At 39.4% G+C, this 19729-nt stretch carries 19 protein-coding genes and 1 pseudogene; 18 read left to right on the top strand and 2 right to left on the bottom strand.

All coding sequences use genetic code 11. From position 1 onward, the window contains the following. Positions 1-199: 199 nt before the first annotated feature. The 14 genes from EYS05_RS15595 to EYS05_RS15655 all read left to right on the top strand — a co-directional run bounded on the left by EYS05_RS15595 (position 200) and on the right by EYS05_RS15655 (position 14106). Entirely contained in the window at positions 200-1336 is a 1137-nt protein-coding gene (locus EYS05_RS15595; protein ID WP_243119148.1) for a sensor histidine kinase, read from the top strand. Between the two features lie 99 nt (positions 1337-1435). Then, positions 1436-2920 (top strand): DUF6034 family protein, encoded by a 1485-nt coding sequence (locus tag EYS05_RS15600; RefSeq protein ID WP_118626519.1) that lies wholly within the window; start codon positions 1436-1438, stop codon positions 2918-2920. Positions 2921-3038: 118 nt separating this feature from the next. Further along, on the top strand, positions 3039-3812 hold the full coding sequence (locus EYS05_RS15605; protein WP_227574037.1) for a hypothetical protein: 774 nt from the start codon (positions 3039-3041) through the stop codon (positions 3810-3812). An 18-nt stretch (positions 3813-3830) separates the two neighbouring features. Then, a complete protein-coding gene (locus tag EYS05_RS15610) occupies positions 3831-4559 on the top strand; it encodes an ABC transporter permease (RefSeq protein ID WP_242981880.1) in 729 nt (242 codons plus the stop codon). 43 nt (positions 4560-4602) lie between these two features. Further along, positions 4603-5253 carry an ATP-binding cassette domain-containing protein gene (locus EYS05_RS15615; RefSeq protein ID WP_431833598.1) on the top strand — a complete coding sequence of 217 codons (651 nt, stop codon included), beginning with the start codon at positions 4603-4605 and terminating at the stop codon, positions 5251-5253. Between the two features lie 2 nt (positions 5254-5255). Next, positions 5256-6569 (top strand): hypothetical protein, encoded by a 1314-nt coding sequence (locus tag EYS05_RS15620; RefSeq protein WP_138277509.1) that lies wholly within the window; start codon positions 5256-5258, stop codon positions 6567-6569. Between the two features lie 87 nt (positions 6570-6656). Further along, positions 6657-7274: a hypothetical protein gene (locus EYS05_RS15625; protein WP_243119149.1), complete on the top strand. Its 618-nt coding sequence runs from the start codon at positions 6657-6659 to the stop codon at positions 7272-7274. Positions 7275-7322: 48 nt separating this feature from the next. Continuing rightward, the gene (locus EYS05_RS17410; RefSeq protein WP_158293340.1) at positions 7323-7463 is read left to right on the top strand and encodes a hypothetical protein; all 141 of its coding nucleotides are present in this window, start codon (positions 7323-7325) and stop codon (positions 7461-7463) included. Between the two features lie 31 nt (positions 7464-7494). Further along, a complete protein-coding gene (locus tag EYS05_RS15630) occupies positions 7495-8472 on the top strand; it encodes a M28 family metallopeptidase (RefSeq protein WP_243119151.1) in 978 nt (325 codons plus the stop codon). 140 nt (positions 8473-8612) lie between these two features. Continuing rightward, a complete protein-coding gene (locus EYS05_RS15635) occupies positions 8613-8987 on the top strand; it encodes a hypothetical protein (protein WP_015524968.1) in 375 nt (124 codons plus the stop codon). Positions 8988-9317: 330 nt separating this feature from the next. Further along, on the top strand, positions 9318-10424 hold the full coding sequence (locus tag EYS05_RS15640) for an RNA-guided endonuclease TnpB family protein (RefSeq protein WP_118169646.1): 1107 nt from the start codon (positions 9318-9320) through the stop codon (positions 10422-10424). 503 nt (positions 10425-10927) lie between these two features. Further along, complete coding sequence (locus EYS05_RS15645; protein ID WP_138277510.1) at positions 10928-11830, top strand: hypothetical protein; 903 nt, start codon at positions 10928-10930, stop codon at positions 11828-11830. A gap of 131 nt (positions 11831-11961) precedes the next feature. Then, positions 11962-12351 (top strand): BlaI/MecI/CopY family transcriptional regulator, encoded by a 390-nt coding sequence (locus EYS05_RS15650; protein ID WP_026649345.1) that lies wholly within the window; start codon positions 11962-11964, stop codon positions 12349-12351. Positions 12352-12357: 6 nt separating this feature from the next. Continuing rightward, positions 12358-14106, top strand: a complete 1749-nt coding sequence (locus EYS05_RS15655) for a M56 family metallopeptidase (protein ID WP_138277511.1) — start codon at positions 12358-12360, stop codon at positions 14104-14106. A gap of 88 nt (positions 14107-14194) precedes the next feature. Here EYS05_RS15655 and EYS05_RS15660 read toward each other — a convergent pair whose 3' ends face one another. Both EYS05_RS15660 and EYS05_RS15665 read right to left on the bottom strand, forming a co-directional pair. Next, positions 14195-15637, bottom strand: coding sequence for a hypothetical protein (locus EYS05_RS15660; protein ID WP_138277512.1), 1443 nt, complete (start codon positions 15635-15637; stop codon positions 14195-14197). Then, a complete protein-coding gene (locus EYS05_RS15665) occupies positions 15634-16113 on the bottom strand; it encodes a sigma-70 family RNA polymerase sigma factor (RefSeq protein ID WP_059085784.1) in 480 nt (159 codons plus the stop codon). Before EYS05_RS15665 ends, EYS05_RS15660 begins: the two co-directional genes overlap by 4 nt. Positions 16114-16493: 380 nt before the next feature. Here EYS05_RS15665 and EYS05_RS15670 point away from each other — a divergent pair, with 380 nt between their 5' ends. The 4 genes and pseudogenes from EYS05_RS15670 to EYS05_RS15685 all read left to right on the top strand — a co-directional run bounded on the left by EYS05_RS15670 (position 16494) and on the right by EYS05_RS15685 (position 19729). Beyond that, positions 16494-17189, top strand: a complete 696-nt coding sequence (locus tag EYS05_RS15670; protein WP_138277513.1) for a response regulator transcription factor — start codon at positions 16494-16496, stop codon at positions 17187-17189. Positions 17190-17205: 16 nt separating this feature from the next. Beyond that, on the top strand, positions 17206-17625 hold the full coding sequence (locus EYS05_RS15675) for a VanZ family protein (protein ID WP_138277514.1): 420 nt from the start codon (positions 17206-17208) through the stop codon (positions 17623-17625). An 11-nt stretch (positions 17626-17636) separates the two neighbouring features. Further along, positions 17637-18701, top strand: coding sequence for a sensor histidine kinase (locus EYS05_RS15680; RefSeq protein ID WP_138277515.1), 1065 nt, complete (start codon positions 17637-17639; stop codon positions 18699-18701). A gap of 140 nt (positions 18702-18841) precedes the next feature. Further along, positions 18842-19729: pseudogene (locus tag EYS05_RS15685) on the top strand (ABC transporter ATP-binding protein).

The following is a 19729-nucleotide window of genomic DNA, read 5'->3' on the forward strand; positions in this document are numbered from 1 at the left end:
TTGGAAAAATCAGAGTATACAGAATATCAACAGTTATGAAAGCAGTATATTCAGAACAAATATCTTACAGTTTGAAAATAAAACAAGCCTTTCTGACAATCAGAAACAGAATGCCGACAACGAAATGCGCCCCCAAATAGTTACTTATGCTTTTCGGCAGGTTTTTCATGACAGCGCGGTTTTATATCTTGATGGAAAAATGACCTATAATGGAACTGTTTATGAATTCGATGTAAAAAAGTTAAGAGAATTATGTGAAAGTAAGGCAAACATGGTGGATCATGGCAGCAACAGTGACGGTCATGGCCCTATGGTCAGTCAGATAAATGGAAGGACACTTTTGTTATTTTACTATGGCAATGTAAATATGGGATATCAGATTGTTACTTATAAAGATATAACAGATGTAATAGAAAAAAGTCATCTGCTGTTTTTTCAGACGGGTGGATTTACTTTATCTTTGATCGTGGTGATGGGAATTATCCTTTATTTGAGCCTTCGAAAAATCACAGCACCGCTTACAAGCCTAAGAGAAGCTACGCTTCTTGTTTCTGAAGGTATTTATGATTTTAAAGTACCGTCAGAGGGCAATACAGAACTTGCGCAGGTAGGTGCAACCTTTAATTTTATGACAGGTAAAATAAAAGAACAAATTGAAAGTCTTTCTAACATAAACCGGACACAAAAACAGCTTATTGGAAGTCTGGCTCATGAGCTGAAGACCCCAATGACTGCAATCATAGGCTATGCAGATACATTGCTTACTGTGCGCCTGACTCCGGAAAGGCAGGAGAAGGCTCTGATTTATATTGAAAATGAATGTCGCAGGCTTTCAAGACTTTCTATGAAAATGCTGGAATTAACCGGACTCTACGAAGCTTCGGAAGACTCATTCAATCCAGCTGAAATACAGGTGGATAACTTCCTGAAAGAAGTAAAAGAACTCATTGATTGCAGGCTTCAAGAAAAAAACATCTCTCTTGATGTATTTTGTGAACCAAAAAAATTGGTAAAGAAGTTTGATCAGGACTTAATGATAAGTGTAGTGACAAATCTAATTGATAATGCAGTCAAAGCTTCCAGGAAAGAATCTAAAATTGTGCTTGAGGCAACCCCAGACCATCTGATGGTTCAGGATTTTGGAAAGGGAATACCGAAAGAGGATCTGGAAATGGTGACGGAACCATTTTATATGGTAGACAAATCTCGTTCCAGGGCAAAAGGAAGTGTAGGGCTCGGTCTTTCTTTATGTCAGAAAATTATAGAACTGCACGATTTCCAACTGAAGATTGAAAGCAATCCGGGAAAAGGAACTACCGTCTCTGTTTTCTGGTAATCACACTAACGTTTACATATCAGTTACAAATCGCGAAAGATTTGGTGTAATGCTCGATGATATACTTATAACAACCTTAGAAAGGAGATATTACCAGAAATGAGAAAAAACATAAAAAAGTTTGCAGGAATAGTGCTTTGTATTGGAATGTTTACAGGATGCGCACAGACCCCGGATTCTTCTTTGGTAAAGCCGAAGGGGAGCAAGGCTGTAGATGCTTATACGGAAGCGGATGATGTTAGCGGTTCTAAAGGAGAAGCATCTGAAAGCAAGAACGATGACGGTTCAGAGTCAAAGACAACCATCAGGAATCTCATTGATGCTCCTCAAAATTATAAAAGCCATGTGGAAGATGACAGTGCCAAGCTCGTGGTAAATACAGATGCAAGCGTAGAAATTCCGGAAGTGGAAAAGATATCTGCTATTTCTGTCACTGCGGCAGAAGTTACCCAGGAGCTTCTAGACCGTATTACAAACGCATTCTTCTCAGAGGCAAAACTTTATACCATGGATAGTTATTATGTGAAGACAAAAGATGAAATTAAAAAAACTCTGGATGAACTAAAAGAAGACGTTGCAACCGGAAACCTGGATCCGTATAACTATGGAACAGATGATGATGGTAATTATGTCTATGATATCTATGAAGATATTGAGACATGGGAACAGGAATACGAAACTGCTCCGGAAAAGAAAACCCTGACAGAGGCAAAACCTGTTGCCGGAAATTTTTTCGATTGTATTGCACAGATGCCAGACGATTCACAATACTATTATATAACATCTTACACTGGCTCCGATACCTTGTCAGTCAAGATCAAGAAAGCAGCAAACAAGGGTGGGGAAAAAATACCGGAGGATGCAATGTGGTGTGATTACGGATATTCTGAAGAGAAAGAAAAACCCACAGAAGAATCTATAGGGCTGTCCCTGGATGAAGCAAAAAAACTTGTAAAGGAAAAAGTTGAAAAAATGGGCATCACAGATTTACAGTTTTCTAACTGGAATTACGCGGTGTGCAAAAGTTTTGAAGGCGATAATAGTTCAGGTAATTTTGGAAATGGATATAGAATTGACTATGCACGTACCATAAATGGTGTGCCGGTAACTCAGACAATTGCAGACGGTGGGGCATTGGAAGATATGGACAGCACAATGGAAACATGGTCTTATGAAAGTCTCTGTTTTTATGTCGATAAAGATGGCATAGAAAGCATGACTTATTCAAATCCCTACACAATTGGTAAAATAAAGACAGAGAATTTAAATCTTCTTTCATTCAGCGAGGTTATGAAAATTTATGAAAAAATGATGGTGGTAACAAACGCTGATAATATGCAATATGAAAATTCCAGGGTCTATAATATTGATCGGATCGTTCTTGGTTATGCCAGAATATATGAGCCGTCTACTGACGCACACACAGGTATTTTGATCCCCGTCTGGGATTTTTTCGGCAGCATGACTTCAGAAAGTGAATATAACGGAGAAACAGAATCAAATACCAGTAAAGATCCGAATGAAAGCTTCCTTACCATTAATGCCGTGGATGGCAGTATCATAGACCGGAATCTGGGTTACTGACATGAGACAGGTATTTGGAATTGTACGGTACAATTTCTTCGGATTTTTACGCAATCCCAAAGTTATTTTTATATTTCTGTTAGAATTTGTACTTAGTTTCCTGCTTACAGGCAGAATCATGGTTGTAATGGAAACCTACGATACACCGGTACAGGCCATTGAACCATTTATCTGGACATTTGGGGATGGGATAGCAGTACTGTCCAGTTCGCTGCTCTTGCTTCTTATGTTTTCTGACCTGCCAAAGATGACACCTATTACTCCATACCAGCTGACCCGGACAACAAAGAGGAAATGGCTTTTAGGTCAATTCATTTATGTTATTCTTGTAACTGTTTTATATACGGTTTTGATGCTGCTGTTTACGGCCGTGCTGTGTATGAAAAAGAGTTATCCAGGTAACCTGTGGAGCGAAACTGCGGCCATGCTTGGTTATTCAGAATTAGGAAAAAACCTACAGGTCCCTTCTACAGTAAGGGTCATGGAAAGTATCTCACCCTATGGCTGTATGCTGCAGGTTTTCTTCCTTCTGTTTTGTTATTCGCTGACCTTAAGCTTTGTAATCCTTGTAGGAAATCTCTATAAAGGGAAGACTAAGGGGATGATTTTTGGCCTTCTTTACAGTGTTTTTGGCTTTTTATTGGACCCGAAAGTACTGGCTGCAATTTTACATAAAGAAAAATACGAAATGTATCAGGTAAATGTATTAATCTGCTGGATTAGTCCTCTGAACCAGGCAGTATACGGAAAACATAACTTGGGTTATGATCCATTGCTCCCGAAAATCTCGCATTCCTATATGTTTTTTCTGGGTATTTTAGTTCTTCTTGCAGTTTTTGCAATTAACCGGATGAAAAAATATACCTTTGAATTTCTTGGAGAAAAGACATGATCGGAAGGGGGAAAACCTATGTGGGGTGAAACAAAACGTATGTTTTTTAATAAGAATTTTCTGGCAGCATGGCTGATAGCCTGCATTTCCATAGCCATTGGACAGACTTATCCCAGCTTAAAAAAAGCACTGACATGTGGTACTTTTATCAGTATACTGGAAGGTTCCTTAAAAAGTCAGGCAGTATCTTTTGCCATTCCGGTAGCAGCCGTATTGCCATGGAGTGATTCCATTCTGCAAGAATATAAAAGTGGATTTTTAAAGGAGATACTTCCCAGAACGACTCGCAGACAGTATATCGAAGGTAAAGTTTTTTCCATTATGGTATCTGGTTTTATGGTCTGGACGTTATCTATACTAACGGTACTTTTTATCAATTTTATTGTGTTCTATCCGCTGGAGATAAAGGGTGCTATTCAGAAAGAAGCACTTCTGGACTTACTCATGAAGGCATTTCGGACAGGACTTATCGGAAGTATCATAAGTACTTTCGGTGGAAGCTGCGGGATTTTATGGGATTCTGCTTACATGGCATATGGAATCCCTTTTGTAAGCTTTTATTTCGGAATTATCCTTCATGACCGCTATTTTAAGAATCAGATATGGTTTTATCCAGTAGAATGGATACTGGCTGATGAAAATTGGGGACCGGACAAAATAGGAGTTTGGCTATTTCTACTGTTGTTTTTATTCGTAATGCTGGGAATTCTGGGAGGTGTTTTATATGGAAGATTGGAAGAAATCTGAAGGGACATTTAATCTGGCCTGTGATCTGGAAAGAGCAAGTGGAATGATGCAGAACACCTGCGTAAAAATAGAACACGTGACCAAACGTTTCGGTGAAGACATCGTGTTACAGGAAGTAAATCTTTCCCTGAAAACAGGTAACGTCTATGGGATTGTTGGAAATAACGGTTCAGGAAAGACCGTCCTTATGAAATGCATCTGTGGGTTTCTTCCTGTAACTACGGGCGCTATTTTTGTATTTGGAAAAAAAATAGGCCATGATGTGGATTTTCCTGAAAGTCTTGGAGTTATTATCGAGACTCCCGGTTTTCTTACACAATATACGGGCTTTAAAAATCTGGAGATCCTGGCAGACATGAATGGCCGGATTTCGAAGGCCGATATCCGCATAGTCTTAAAAAGGGTAGGATTGGATCCGGACATGAAGAAACCAGTCGGAAAATATTCCCTTGGAATGCGTCAACGCCTTGGTATTGCACAGGCCATTATGGAAGATCCTCTTTTTTTGATCTTGGATGAGCCGTTTAATGGACTGGATAAACATGGCGTGGAAGAAATAAGAGAACTGCTGCTGGATTTAAAAGCAGCAGGAAAAACCATTTTGCTGGCAAGCCATAATGAAGAGGACATCAGAATCTTATGTGACCACGTATATGAAATGGATGGAGGAATCTTAAGAGAAAGGACTGCCTGATAATGAGAAATTTATTTGTAAAAACGGCATTAGTATTGTGTACGACAATAATATTTCTTCCGGCTACCGTTTTTGCCACAGAGCCTCAAAACACGGAGATTACATCTGCTGAAGAAGGATTTACGGACTCAGATCCGTCCGTATCTTATGAGAATGACAACTCGTTAACCCTTGATGAAAAAGAGGATGATTCTACGAGTACCGAACCTCCGAGTACCGAACCTCCGGCAGAGGATGAAAAGACTCCTGATAAAGCTGATAGCGATAAAGAAAATCCGGATTCGGATATTTTTACATCAGGAGATGACTTTGGTGATGGTTCTAAATCGAATCCTTTTCATGTTGTAATAGACAGTGATAATCCGGAGGACGGTGACGCCCCGCAGATAACAGATCCGGTTATAGACAACGGAGGGTACTCGGGCGGTGAGGAAGGAGGTAATTCAACATCAGACTCATCAAGTGAAAAAATATTACATAAACCGCAGGTATTATTAGAAGACAGCAATCTTTCGGGTCAACGACTGGAGGCTGGTTCTACAACAGAAATGTCGCTGACATTTCGAAATAAAAGCTGCAGTCAAAATATATTTGGTTTAAAAATTTCCCTTTCTACAGAGAACAAAGGAATTGAATTTGAGAAAAACTCTTTTTATGTACAAGTCCTGGCTCCTGGTGAAGCAATTACTTTGGAACAGATGATTACTATAACAGAAAACTGTGATCCTGGCCAGGCTGTCATTACTTTTTCTCTGGATTATGAAGATTCGAAAGCAACGGCAACTACCGGTACAGAATTACTGTCTTTTCAGATCATCCAACCGGTTCGTGTTAAGCTGGAAGCTTCAGATATTCCATCTGTTTTATACACTATGGATACAGTAGAGATCCCGGTAAAAGCAATGAATCTAGGAAGAGACAAAATATACAATGCAAGTGTCAGCTTAAAGGCTGATGAATTAAGCTCAAACGATACTGCATTCTTAGGGACCATAGAGGCCGGAGATTTATCCCAAGGAAGTCTTCGCATATATGTAAAAGGAAAAACAGGAAAATGTGCAGGACAATTAATTCTTACGTATGAGGATGCAGATGGCAAATCATATGAGGAAGAAATAAAATTTGATTCTGAAATCAAAGAAACCCAGATAAAGTCTTTAAAGGTTGAAGATGACCAGGAGAAAACCAATAACTGGTGGTATTCCATAGCTGCAGTTGTTGCAGTACTGCTTATTTCCATAATCCTGATTCTGGTCAGAAAGCTTCATAAGAAAAATATCCTTCTCGAAGAAGTGAGAAAGGCGGCTTCTCATTGAAAAGAAAAAAAAAAAGACAGCTTTACCTTATTTGTCATACTTCTGCTGGCATTGATACTTACATTATTAGGAATGCTGCTGGCAGGCATGAAAGAAGAAAAACGGCAATTTACTGTGCTGCTCCCACTTGGAGATCTGGCTTATGATGAAGATTTTTTGCAGAAAGCGAAGAAGATAAAAGGTATAAAAGAAATCTGGCCAGTCATAGAAGTCCCGGTTGTCATCAAAATTGAAGATTATACGGAAACAACGACTTTTTCAGGAATTGATATGAATGCGTTTGGAAAAAATCCAACTCAGAATGAACTGGGGAAGATGCCGTTGTTATTGCTGGGAAATGGTTCCCTACGGGATATGAAAGACTATAATAATCATGCCATTTCAAAAAAACAACAGGAAAAATTTTTAGAGATGGGTGAAAACCTGAATATTTTTTATTCCCTGGATGAAAAAGAGAAGGATACTTCCAAAGCCACAGATGATCTTACTACCTTATCCAGCAATTCCGCAAGAGGACCGCAAACCTCATATATGCCTTGTAAAGCCGCTGTAGTAATAGAAGGCAACGAAATCTACATACCCATTTCCCAGGCACAGGATCTCTGCAGAGAAATAGGAGAGCCTTCTGAAATCAGTAAAGTATATCTAAAAATAAATGGAAAAAATAAGCTGGAGAACGCAAAGAAAATACTTTCAGGAATTTAACATAATATTAATATATAGCAAGAATTCTCCTTCCTCTGCAGATGTGCAATGAATTGTAAAAGCAAAAAAGAACACTTGGTTGGTGCTGCAGTTCATGGTATAATAGTATCAGTTGATAAAGTTGATAACATAAATGATAAAAAACTAATTTTGTTAAAAAAAGGAAAGTTATTGGATAAAAAATACTGATTAATACTTGGTAAAATGAGGGAGCTCACAAATGAAAAAAATTACAATTGCCTTAATTATGGTTATATCATTAATAGCACCAATTCAGACAATGGCGGAGAGTGTTACCCAGAACGGTACAATAATAGAGCCTTTGGAACAGAATATTGAACAGATCATCGATGAAATCACTTCTGAACCGCGTCCAATAAATTCTGATGCAATACAGAATGTAAAAGAATATATTAGCGAATATTTTGGCAATCTGGGATATGACAAAATAGAATACCAGAAATTCGAATATAACGATGAAAACAATGAGAATGCAATAAGGCATTCCTCGCAGACGGATGTGTTTCTGGCATCAACAGCCGAGGATGCAATTGTTGACGGCATTGGTGAAAATATCATTGTGACAAAAAACTCATCCATTGATACTACAAAAAATCTGATCATAAGTGCCCATTATGACAGTGCAGAAGATTCGGTGGGCACCAATGATAACGGTTCCGGAGTGGCAGCAGTGCTTGAACTGGCAAGGATTTTAAAAGATACAGAGATACCGTATAATATAAAATTCATCCTGTTCTCGGGCGAAGAGAAATATATGCTGGGTTCAAGATGGTATGTTGGTAAGCTGACGGAGGACGAGCGGAAACAGATCATCGGAGTAATAAATATTGATACTATTGCAGAAAAAAGTGATCTGGGTTATATGGCGATGATCGAAGGAAACAAAAGACCAGACAATGCGGAATATGATGATGAGGGATTGAAAAAACTGGCAGAATTAAATAAAAACAGTATGTCAGAACTATTTACACCCAGTGACAGATTTTTCCTGACAATGGCAACCAACAGTGACCATTATCCGTTTGCATTAGTGAATATCCCGGCAGTATCTATTGTCCAGGACTGGCAAGATGGTTTGAACGTGAATGATAGTTCTGATGTAAAAGAAAATATGGATATACAGAGAATTGTGGAAGTGATTGATCAGGTTATGGAAGTACTTCCAACGATCAATTAAATTTATATCAAAAATCTCCCACTAATGGTAGTGCCAGATAAAAAACATTGTAGAAGTCAGTAATATTAATGTTTTTCATGGTGCTAGCACGGTGTGAAGTCGAAATAATCAAATACTGACAGAGACTAGGAGGTGGAATAATGAAAAAATGGATCGTGATGCTGGCGGTACTTGTTATGTTCTGTCTGGCGGGATGCGGGGAAAAGCCGATGACAGCAGTGTATTTTCATACAGATGATAACAGCTGGTATTTTGCGGATCTGGATACAGACACGATTTTCTCCGGAACGATACCGGATAAGCTTACGGATGAGAATGGAAAGAAGCTGACAGAGGAAGATATGACAGACGGAGATGTTTACCTAATCTATGGAGATGGTATCATGCTGGAAAGCTTCCCGGGACAGTATCCGGGAATCACAAAAATGGTACGGAAAGAACAGGGCAATCAGGAAAAGGCCGATCATTACCGGAAGGAGCTGCTTTCCATGATGCGTCCGGTGACTGGAGAGTGATAAAATAAAGCTTTTTTAGAAAAATATTAAAAGAAAATATATATCCATTTCTTCTATATTTTGATAAACTATATATTAAGACCACTGAGAAGAATAAATTTTAACATGATATATAACAAGAATTCTCCTATCTCTTCAGGTAGTGAGATGAATTGTAGATTTGATCATAAATGCTCATAAATAACCCATAAATCCCATAAATACCCAAAAGATTTTTGTAGATAAAAAAAGAAAACACTTGTTCTTGCAGTGGAATTGTATTATAATAAAGAAAGAACATATTGCTCGAAAAATGATAATTGAATTCGTTTACTTATACGTAGGAATAAGGTGAGGAAAATAAACTGGGCAGTAAAAATACGAATCTATCCAAATGCAGAACAACGTGTACAAATAGAAAAAACAATCGGCTGCAGCCGATTTATCTATAACTGTATGCTTGCAGATAAAATGGAATATTATAAAAAAGAAAAAAAGATGTTAAGGAACACACCAGCCAGTTACAAGAAAGAATATCCGTGGCTGAAAGAGGTGGATTCATTGGCGTTAGCAAATGTACAGATGCATCTGGAAAACGCATTCCATAAGTTTTTTCGTGAACCATCTGCAGGATTTCCGCGTTTCAAATCAAAGAAGTCATCAAGAAAATCCTATACAACAAACGTGGTGAATGGAAATATCTTTCTGGAAGGAAAATATTTGAAACTGCCTAAGATGACGGCTGTTAGAATAAAGCTTCACCGTCCGATATCAGAAAAATGGAAATTGAAATCTGTGACAGTCAGCAGGGAGCCATCCGGAAAATATTTTGCCAGTCTTTTATTTTGCTGTGAAAACCAAACAGCAGAAAAAAGACCGGCAGAAAGATTTATCGGGATCGATTTTGCGATGCATGGAATGTGTGTGTTTTCTACCGGTAAAAGAGCCAAATATCCGATGTTCTACCGAAATACAGAGAAAAAGCTTGCATGGGAACAGAGAAAGCTGTCCAGATGTCAGAAAGGCAGTCGGAATTATAAGAAGCAGAAGAAACGAGTTGCACTGTGCCATGAAAAGATCCGAAATCAGAGAAAAGACTTTCAGCATAAACTTAGTGCCCGTCTTGTCGAGAACTATGATGCAGTATGTGTGGAAGATCTGAATCTGAAAGGGATGGCAGGAGAACTTCATCTTGGAAAAGGCGTACATGATAATGGATATGGCCTGTTTCTGTCTATGCTGGAATATAAACTGGAGGAACGTGGAAAATATCTGATAAAAGTAAATCGTTATTTTGCATCCAGTAAGATTTGCAGTGTATGCGGAAAGAAAAAAGAAGAATTGTCTTTATCTGATAGGATTTATCACTGTGAATGCGGATACAGAATGGACCGCGATGTAAATGCAGCAGTTAACATCATGAATGAGGGAAAAAGAATCTTTGCAGAATGTGCATGACAGCACAACAAAAAGTCCGTAACCGGACTAATAAAAATCGCGGGGCACGCGAGGATAGCTTGTAGATACTTGGTTCAGTAGAGCCATTGAGCAAGAAGCCCCCACTTCAAAATCAAAGATTTAAGTGGTGGGAGCATGTCACTTTTCAGGTCTTTCTGGGTGGACAGGAACAATAATGGTCTATCCGGGAGGGTCTTTTTTTATTGCAGGAATGGCGTAAAATGGTACTTTTGATGGAAATATGATTGCAGAAAAATGAAAAAAGAAATGTTAGTTCTGACTATCATGTCCAGTATGCCTCAAATCATTTGGAGAAGGCGAAGGACGTGTTTATGAAAGTGATGAAGATCCTCTGGATTTATATAGCCCAGTGGAAGGAAAAATAGAAATTAAACTGAGATGATAAAAAAATATAAAAAAAAGAATTGACAATTGTATTCTACAGTTGTAGAATACAATTAACTTCTACAGATGTAGAAAATAAAATTCTAGGAGAATCCACGATGAAGACAAAATTTATGACACTTATGACGGTAGCAACACTTGGGATTTTTTCAGCCGCAACGGTTATGGCAGCAGGAAATAACGATTTCTATACACAGCCGCCGGCTGGATCTGAATGGGAAAAAGCAGATACGGAAGGTACCTATGCAAGCTATACGAACGGAAATGATTATGTAAATATCTATAAATATTCACTGAAGGATGTCAAAACAGGGATTGCCAAATGCAATGACACATACGATGCCTGCTATCAGACAATTTATTCAGAGGGAAACAGCCTGTATATGGCAGTGGGATATGCAAAAGATGCAGATGACATCAGTGACGTCAGAAAATTTGTAGAATATATTTCTTATCCTGGAAATCCTTCACCTACCAGACAGGAGAATGAAAACCAGACCGATGATTCTTCTGATGATTCTGATAAGGCAACTACAGATACTGCCAGTCAGAAGTCAGGAGGAGATTCAGATTCCTCCGATACAGAAGAAAATGCTTCTTCAAAATCCTCGGACAGCAATGATGATTCCGATATCCTTTCTACCTCACCAATGACATTAGTTGACAGTGATGGAAATACCATTGAGATTAATTACATTCTTCACAAAGATTATTCTTGTGAATATCGTGGAGATGATGGAATGGACTATACCGATAATGGGGATGAGACTTATACCGATGAAAATGGAAATACCTACTCAGCTCTGAATGATGATACTCATCATCTGGGACATACGTTGGAACAGCATGACCTTCAGGATGCAAACGGTAATACTGTGACGGTTACGGAAACTACAAATGGTGATTATTATTTCCAAGACGAAAATGGTACAGGATTTACGGACAACGGAGACGGGACATGGAGTGATGAAAATGGCAGCAGTTATGCAGAAATAGATTGATAGTGGTCAGTAGCTGCAGGAATGGCAAGGGCATTTGCAAATTGTGCAAAACCCTTGCCATTTCCGTAAACCGTGGTAAAATAGAATTATTCCTACATTTGTAGAAAATATGTAACAGGAGGTATGAAAAAGTGAAAAAAACTTACCAGAGACTTCCGGAATCAGAGCTGGATATTATGCTCGTTCTTTGGAATAATACTCCGCCGATGACCAGACCGGAGATTGAGAAAGTGATCAATATGAAGAAAAAGCTTGCATCAACAACAATTTTGTCATTGCTGACCAGATTGGAGAACAAAAATTTCGTGGAAGTGACGAAACAGGGAAAAATGAATCTGTATACACCCCTGGTTTCGCAGTCAGATTATCAGGCACATGAAAGCCAGAGTGTTCTTGAGAAGCTTTATGGGAATTCACTAAAAAAGTTTGTAACTTCACTTTATCATGGAAAGAAAATCAGCTCGGAAGAAGTCCAGGATCTCAGTGAATTTCTTAAGAACCTGGAGGACAGGGAGGAATAGCAAATTATGGAGGTTCTTGTTCTGCACATTCTGAAACTGAACATTATTGCAGCAATAGTAATTTTACTGGTAAAAGTGCTTGCGACTCTGTTTAAAGGACGTGTATCAGCGAGATGGAAGTACTTTATCTGGCTGTTGATTACGATAAGCCTTTGTGTTCCGGTGCGCCTTCCGGAGAATCTGGCACTGGTGGATTTCAAAGTACTTAGAAGCAGTCAACAGAATACGCAAAACCCGAAGATAACGGATTACGCAGTCAGACCAGAGGAAAGTCAGAAGATACCAGAAACCGTATCATCTGCGAGCAATGACATGAAAAATCTGACAGAAATCCCGGAACAAAAGAGAACTGTCAGGTACGAATCAGATAAATGGCTGGGAATTGTGGCTGTGATTTTTGCTGCTGTCTGGCTGAGCGTAGCGGTACTTAAACTGACAGGAGAATTGCTGGCATATTATTTTTCTATAAGGAATCTGGAACGGATGAGTCTACAGGTAAGTGATACGGTGAGTATTCAGATGTACCGTGCAGCGTGTCAAAAGAAGCACGTACGCAGAATACCGGAGCTCAGGCAAAACGCAGGTCTTACCACACCGCTTCTTGCAGGACTTTTACATACAAAATTGTATCTGCCAGCAACCGGGTATTCAGCAGAAGAAAGAAAACTTATCTTTTACCATGAACTTACACATTATTGCCATCGGGATCTCTGGTATAAGATGCTCCTTCGAATCTGTGCATCGATATACTGGTTCAACCCCTTTCTTCTTATCATGCTGAAAGAAGCGGATAAGGATATTGAGAATCTGTGTGATACAGCAGTTGTTCGCAGAGTTAATAAAAAGGAACATAAATTATATCGACAGCTGCTTCTCAGGACAGTGGCCATGGAAAATCAGATTCCATATGTGACAGCAAGTCTTAATGACAGCGAAATGGTGTTTAAAGATCGGATTCTGTATATGGTGAACATTCGGAAACTCCGCAAAGGAATTCTTCCGGGAATTCTTGTGACGCTGCTGCTTGCAGGCGGTAATCTGGTATTTAATGTCTCTGCCGGGACAGATACAGTTTCAGTAGAGACGGAGAAGTCTGGTATTGAAAAAAATGCAGATCCAGAGAAAAATAATGTACCGGATTATGCACCGTTTTCTGAAATGGTAACTATGCAGAAAGCTGCTGAAACACAGGACGAAGGAGGAGTGACAGAGAATACAGATACAGAGGATTCTGTAGACGAAGAGGAAAAAGCGGATGCGGAAACAAATGATGAACCTGCCATGGAAAACAGCGGACAGGTAAGTGAAACGACCGATGATGGAATTACCTCTGACAACAACGGGTCTGTTTCATCTTATGAAAATCTGCCAGCAGGCGTACCATATACCAGTGGATTCACTACTACTTCCGGTGTAGCATCAATTGTAGCACCGGGTGGAGGAGATGAAGAATCCAGAGTTCTTTACGATAACGGAGATGGGACCTATTCTGATGATTATGGGAGCCGATACAGTTATCAGGGAGATGGAAACTGGGCAGATGCCAATGGAAATTCATATCGTACCTGGAATGACGAAGGTTATCATTTCGGAAACCAACTGGAACAGCATGAACTTCAGGGCAGTAACGGTACTGTTAATGTAATAGAAACAACAAACGGAGATTATTATTATTGTGACGCAGATGGGGTCGGATACACAGACAATGGTGACGGTACCTGGACGGATGAGAATGGGAACATCTATACAGAATAAAAGAAAGCGTTTTTCGAAACCAAAAGGAATCGAAAAACGCTTTTTCATATATGACATATAAAAAAATGGAATCATAAACGATAGCATATTATTTGCGAATATCTACTAGTCCCTTTTTCAGTATATATTCAGAGAACTCATATGAAGCTCCGTCTCCAGTCACATTCAGATACAGATTTTTGAGGTCGCTTTCATTTACGATCCAGGCCATGTTCAGTTGTACACTTTCGCCTGGTTTTATAGAGGAAATATAGTTTCCACCGTTGCCATAATTTTCAGAGACACTATAATATACCATTTCTCCAGTCTTTGCCACGCCGGTCCAACTAATGTAGTCATAGCCATCGCCGGCCTGTTCTGTTGGAATGTAAAGCTGCACTTTTCCATTTTCCTTAGTCAGGGTCAGTAAAGCACCAAGATAAAGCATATGGTCGATTTCCTCATTTGAATGATTGATATAGGTAACTGTAACATAGACCAGTTTCTGATTCACTTCCTCTGACTTCACAATTTCATCCAGGGAATCGATTCCGTCGCCAGATTTCACATAATTCAATGTGTTTGTAGCTAGCTTTCCATCAGCATCAATGGCTTCCGCCCATTCTTGTGGTATTTTGTCCGGATCGAGAAGCTGAAGATCATCAGAAATTTGAACAGAATCTACCTTTACAGAAATCGTTTTTTCCAGATATTCACCATTTGTGTTTTCACCAATCACATCCAGATCAAAGGTGTCACCAATTTGGTAAATGGGTAGTTTTTTCTCATTTACAGAAGTACTTATTTCATCATTATCATCTTCTGTCTTTTCAGATACCATCTCTCCGCTCCATGTAGGTAATCCGGCGGTCTTTACCATAGTCGTGTTTCCCTCAATCACCAGATTTTCTGCAACTTTTATGGCTTCATCCTTTGACACATCATCTCCGATGTAGATCATAAGCACACGATATAAATCCGGGCAGATAAGATAAATTCTCTGGTTAAGAGCCCCGTTTTCGGTAATGCTATTATATTTGAGATATATCCCCTGGTATTTTCCAAATGTACGCTCTTCACTATCAATAACATTCTGATCCTGTACTACCTGTCCCAGATCATTTTTATCCAACAGGACAAATGAAAAACTGAACCCGCCAGTCATGCCATGCTCAGGATATTGGAGATGGTACTCATCAATCCAGCTCATGCCCTCCGGAACATATTTAGTAGACAGATCTACCTCTGGGACCTCATCTGGAAGTACGGTCTTCTTTGCTGCATCACCAGCATCAATTTTGACTGAAACACCATAAGAACCCTGTTTTTCCAAAAACCAGTGATACAGATTTACTCCTGCATATACTGCCGTGGAAACTGCCAGCACACACGCAGCTGCCACTGCGGCAACTTTCGGAGCTGTCCATCGTTTTCTTCTTCGCAGATTCGCCACTTTATTATCCGCCAGCTGCTTTGCCACCTCATTTTGAATCATATTATGGATAAAATCCGGTGTTTCGGGAATATCGTTTTTCATATCTTCTAATCTCATATTGACACCTCCTGTAATTCCTGCCTTAATTTTCCTCTTGCCCTTGCAAGTCTCTTTTGAACGGCACCTTCCGATATTTCAAGGATCTGGGCGATTTCTTTTACACTGAAATCTTCTATATAGTATAGAATAACGGGTAAACGCAGTTCCTCTTTTAAGGAATTTACGGCTGTATATAATTCACTGTAATTCTTCGTTTTTTCTGATTCCGGTTCCTGTCTGTCAGCTAGATTTTCCAATGGGATAAATTTACTGGATTTACGCACAAGGCTGTAACATTCGTTGATTAAGATACGGATTAACCAGGTCCGGGCATAGTTATCGTTTTTTAATGTACCGACGTTGGAAAAAGCCTTCACAATTGTTTCCTGAATAGCATCTGCACAGTCATAGTCACTAAATAAAATTGTTTTTGCAGTTGAGTATAATTGTCTTTCTGAATCTAGGATCAGAGATCCAAGTTGTTCCTTTGTCATTTAAACACCACCTCTTTTTTTGCCAGCCAGCATTTTCTTTACATCTATTAGACGTGCAGAAATCAAAAATATCCCTAATAATTTATTCTTTTTCTTATAAATGGACAAGTTCGTGGTTTTGCACAAAAAAATGTCTATTTTCGATAGTATTCTATAATGAAAGCAATAAAACAAGCATTTGCAAAGGGACATTGTTATAATTAAATTTGTTCATGGGTGTTATTTGTGATTACTTTCATGCTAATATGCTAATGTGCATTATCATATTAGCATGAAAAAAGTTAGGAAAATCTTAATAATTTCGCATGCAATCCATTGTGAATTTAGATGCTGTATTTGTTATACTTAATCGAGTACAAGCAAAAAGGAGAGTTGAAAATATGTCTGAAAAGATACTAATTATAGATGACGAGCAAGATATAGCGGATCTGTTGGAGGTCTACTTGAAAAACGAAAATTACGTTGTTTATAAATTTTACTGCGCAACAGATGCCATGTCGTGTATTGAAAGCGGTGACATTGATCTTGCCATTCTGGATATTATGCTCCCGGATATGAACGGCTTTTCACTTTGCCAGCTTATCCGAAAGAAATACATTTATCCAATTATCATGCTAACGGCTAAAATTGAGGAAACGGATAAAATAACGGGGCTGACATTGGGAGCGGACGATTATGTGACAAAACCTTTTCGCCCACTTGAAGTAGTTGCCAGAGTGAAAGCACAGTTAAGACGTTACAAGAAATATTCGCCCGGTATCATCACAGAGAAAGTTCCATCGAAACTTTCCTATAACAAATTGTGCCTGAATGTGCAGACCCATGAATGTCTGTTAGACAGTGAGCCGGTTTCTCTGACACCGACAGAGTTTTCTATTCTCCACGTCCTTTTGTCAAGTGCTGGAAATGTTGTAAGCATTGAGGAACTGTTTCATGCAGTTTGGAAAGATGAATACTACTCTAAAAACAGCAGCACAATTACTGTGCATATCCGGCATCTGCGCGAGAAACTGAACGATACTTCCGATACTCCGCAGTATATTAAAACGATTTGGGGTGTCGGCTACAAAATTTAAGCGAAAGGAGAACGCTATGAAGAGAAAATCAAATTGTTTGGCAACTATTTTATTCTTAATTTATCTGGCACTTCTGGTTTGGATCATACTGTTCAAACTACAGTTTTCAATCAGTAATCTGGATAAAGTAAGGAGTATAAACCTTATTCCTTTTCACTATGACAAAGAAGTTGGCACAGCATTTCACTTAACAGAGGTACTCGAAAATTTCTTGATTTTTGTTCCTATGGGCATTTATCTTCAAATGCTTCTGCCAAGAACAAAATTATATGTGAAGTTCATGCTGATTGCTGGAACAAGTTTTTTATTGGAAACTATGCAGTATGTTTTAGCAATCGGACGTTCTGACATTACTGATGTACTCACAAATGCGGCAGGCATAGTAAGTGTTATCGTGATTGGCCTGCTTGGCTTTCTTCTGTTTGCTAATCGGTAGGAGGTGTATTCATGTCGAATAAAAAAATAGCAATAGAAAAGCGCCTTAAAGTGCGCCTATACCTATCATTGCTGGTTTATACCGTTGTTGGATATGGTTTGACCCTTATCTTGGACTACATCTTTTCAAAATTTGACAACGGTATTTTTGCATGGCTCTACTGGCGGCTCGATCTGCTTTTTATTTTGTATCTGATGATCGGCTTTGTATGTATTTTCAATTACTATTGGAAAAAGCCGTGGGGCTATCTGGATGAAGTAATTGATGCGACCCAAACGGTCTATGAGCAGAACAATCATACCGTATCATTGCCTGACCCACTGAAAGAATTGGAGGCACAACTCAATCAAATCAAAATGTCTGTTCTGTTGAGCAAACGGGCTGCAAAGCAGGCAGAAGAGAAGAAAAATGAAATTATTATGTATCTGGCACATGATATACGCACTCCTCTCACAACGGTAATCGGCTATTTGAGCCTGCTCCATGAAGCCCCTGACATGCCTGAACAGCAAAAGGAAAAGTATGTAAAAGTTGCGTTGAATAAGGCAGAACGCCTTGAAAAGCTCATCAATGAACTTTTTGAAATTACCAAGTACAATGCACATACGGTTATTATCAAAAAAGAACCTGTGGATTTACATTGTCTGATTGCGCAGGTAATAGATGAAATATATCCGACACTCTCCGCAAATGGCAATACAGCGGTATTTACTGCGGAGGATAACTTATCCGTGAACGCTGACCCTGAAAAACTGGCGAGAGTTTTCAGTAACCTTTTGCGGAACGCCGCGTCATACAGCTACCCACAGACAGAGATTACTATATCGGCCAAACGGTTAGAACATGATATTCAGATCACTTTTGAAAATCGTGGGGAAACAATCCCGGAGGAACAGCTTAACAGTATATTTGAGAAATTCAATCGGTTGGATGAAGCCCGGCTTTCCAATACAGGCGGCGCGGGACTTGGTCTTTCTATTTCGGAAGAAATTATACATTTACACGGTGGAACGATTACTGCATCCAGTCAAAACGAAACCATAGACTTTGTGATTACATTACCCCTTTCCGCTTAGGAAAATAAGACTGTGATCTTAGGAATTACTTAGGAATTTAAGCGTGTGATTTTTGAGATTGAAAAGCCTTTGTTCGGTACAATGATTATCGAACAAGGGCTTTTTATTGTTCAGCCGAAGCAAAAGAAAGGAGTGTAAGCATGGAACTGAAAATAGAGCATTTAAGCAAGCAGTTCAAAGACAAAACAGCAGTAAATGATGTCAATCTGACATTGACTCCCGGCGTTTGAGGACTTTTGGGGGCGAATTGCGCAGGGAAAACCACGCTCATGCGCATGATTGCTGATATTATGAAACCAACCAGCGGAGCAGTTTACTATGACGGAAAAAACATTCGAGAGTTGGGTGAAGTTTACCGAAGCAAGTTTGGCTTTCTGCCGCAGGACTTTGGGTATCACCGGGATTTTACGGTCAAAGATTATTTGGAGTATGTGGCTGCGCTGAAAGATATTCCTACAAGGGCAACCACCCAAAAGATCCATCATTTGTTGGACATTCTTTCGCTCTCCGATGTGAAAAAGAAAAAAATCTCCAATCTGTCAGGCGGCATGAAGCGTCGTGTTGGTATTGCGCAGGCTATGTTGAACGACCCGGAGATACTTGTCATGGACGAACCGACAGCAGGACTTGATCCCGGAGAGCGCGTGCGTCTGCGGAATTTCATTTCCGAGTTTTCGCATGATCGAATCGTGTTGATTTCCACCCATATCGTATCTGACATAGAATATATTTCTACGCGCAACGCAATTATGAAAGCCGGAGAAATTGTTGATGTCGGAACTACCGCAGAACTTGTCAAGCGGATTGAGGGCAAGGTTTGGAATTGCATAATTCCGACCTCAAAGCTGCCGGAATGTGAAATGCGGCTGCGCATTATCAATCAGCGAGGCGAAGATCACAATCAGGTTTCTATTCGTTATCTGTCCGAGCATTCGGAAATTGATGGGTCTGTTACAACGGAGCCACGATTGGAAGATCTGTATCTGTGGTTGTTCCCGCAGACAGACTTGGAAAAGGAGGACAGATAA

Origin of the sequence: Blautia sp. SC05B48, from assembly GCF_005848555.1 — a bacterium.
Taxonomy (GTDB): Bacteria; Bacillota; Clostridia; order Lachnospirales; family Lachnospiraceae; genus Blautia_A.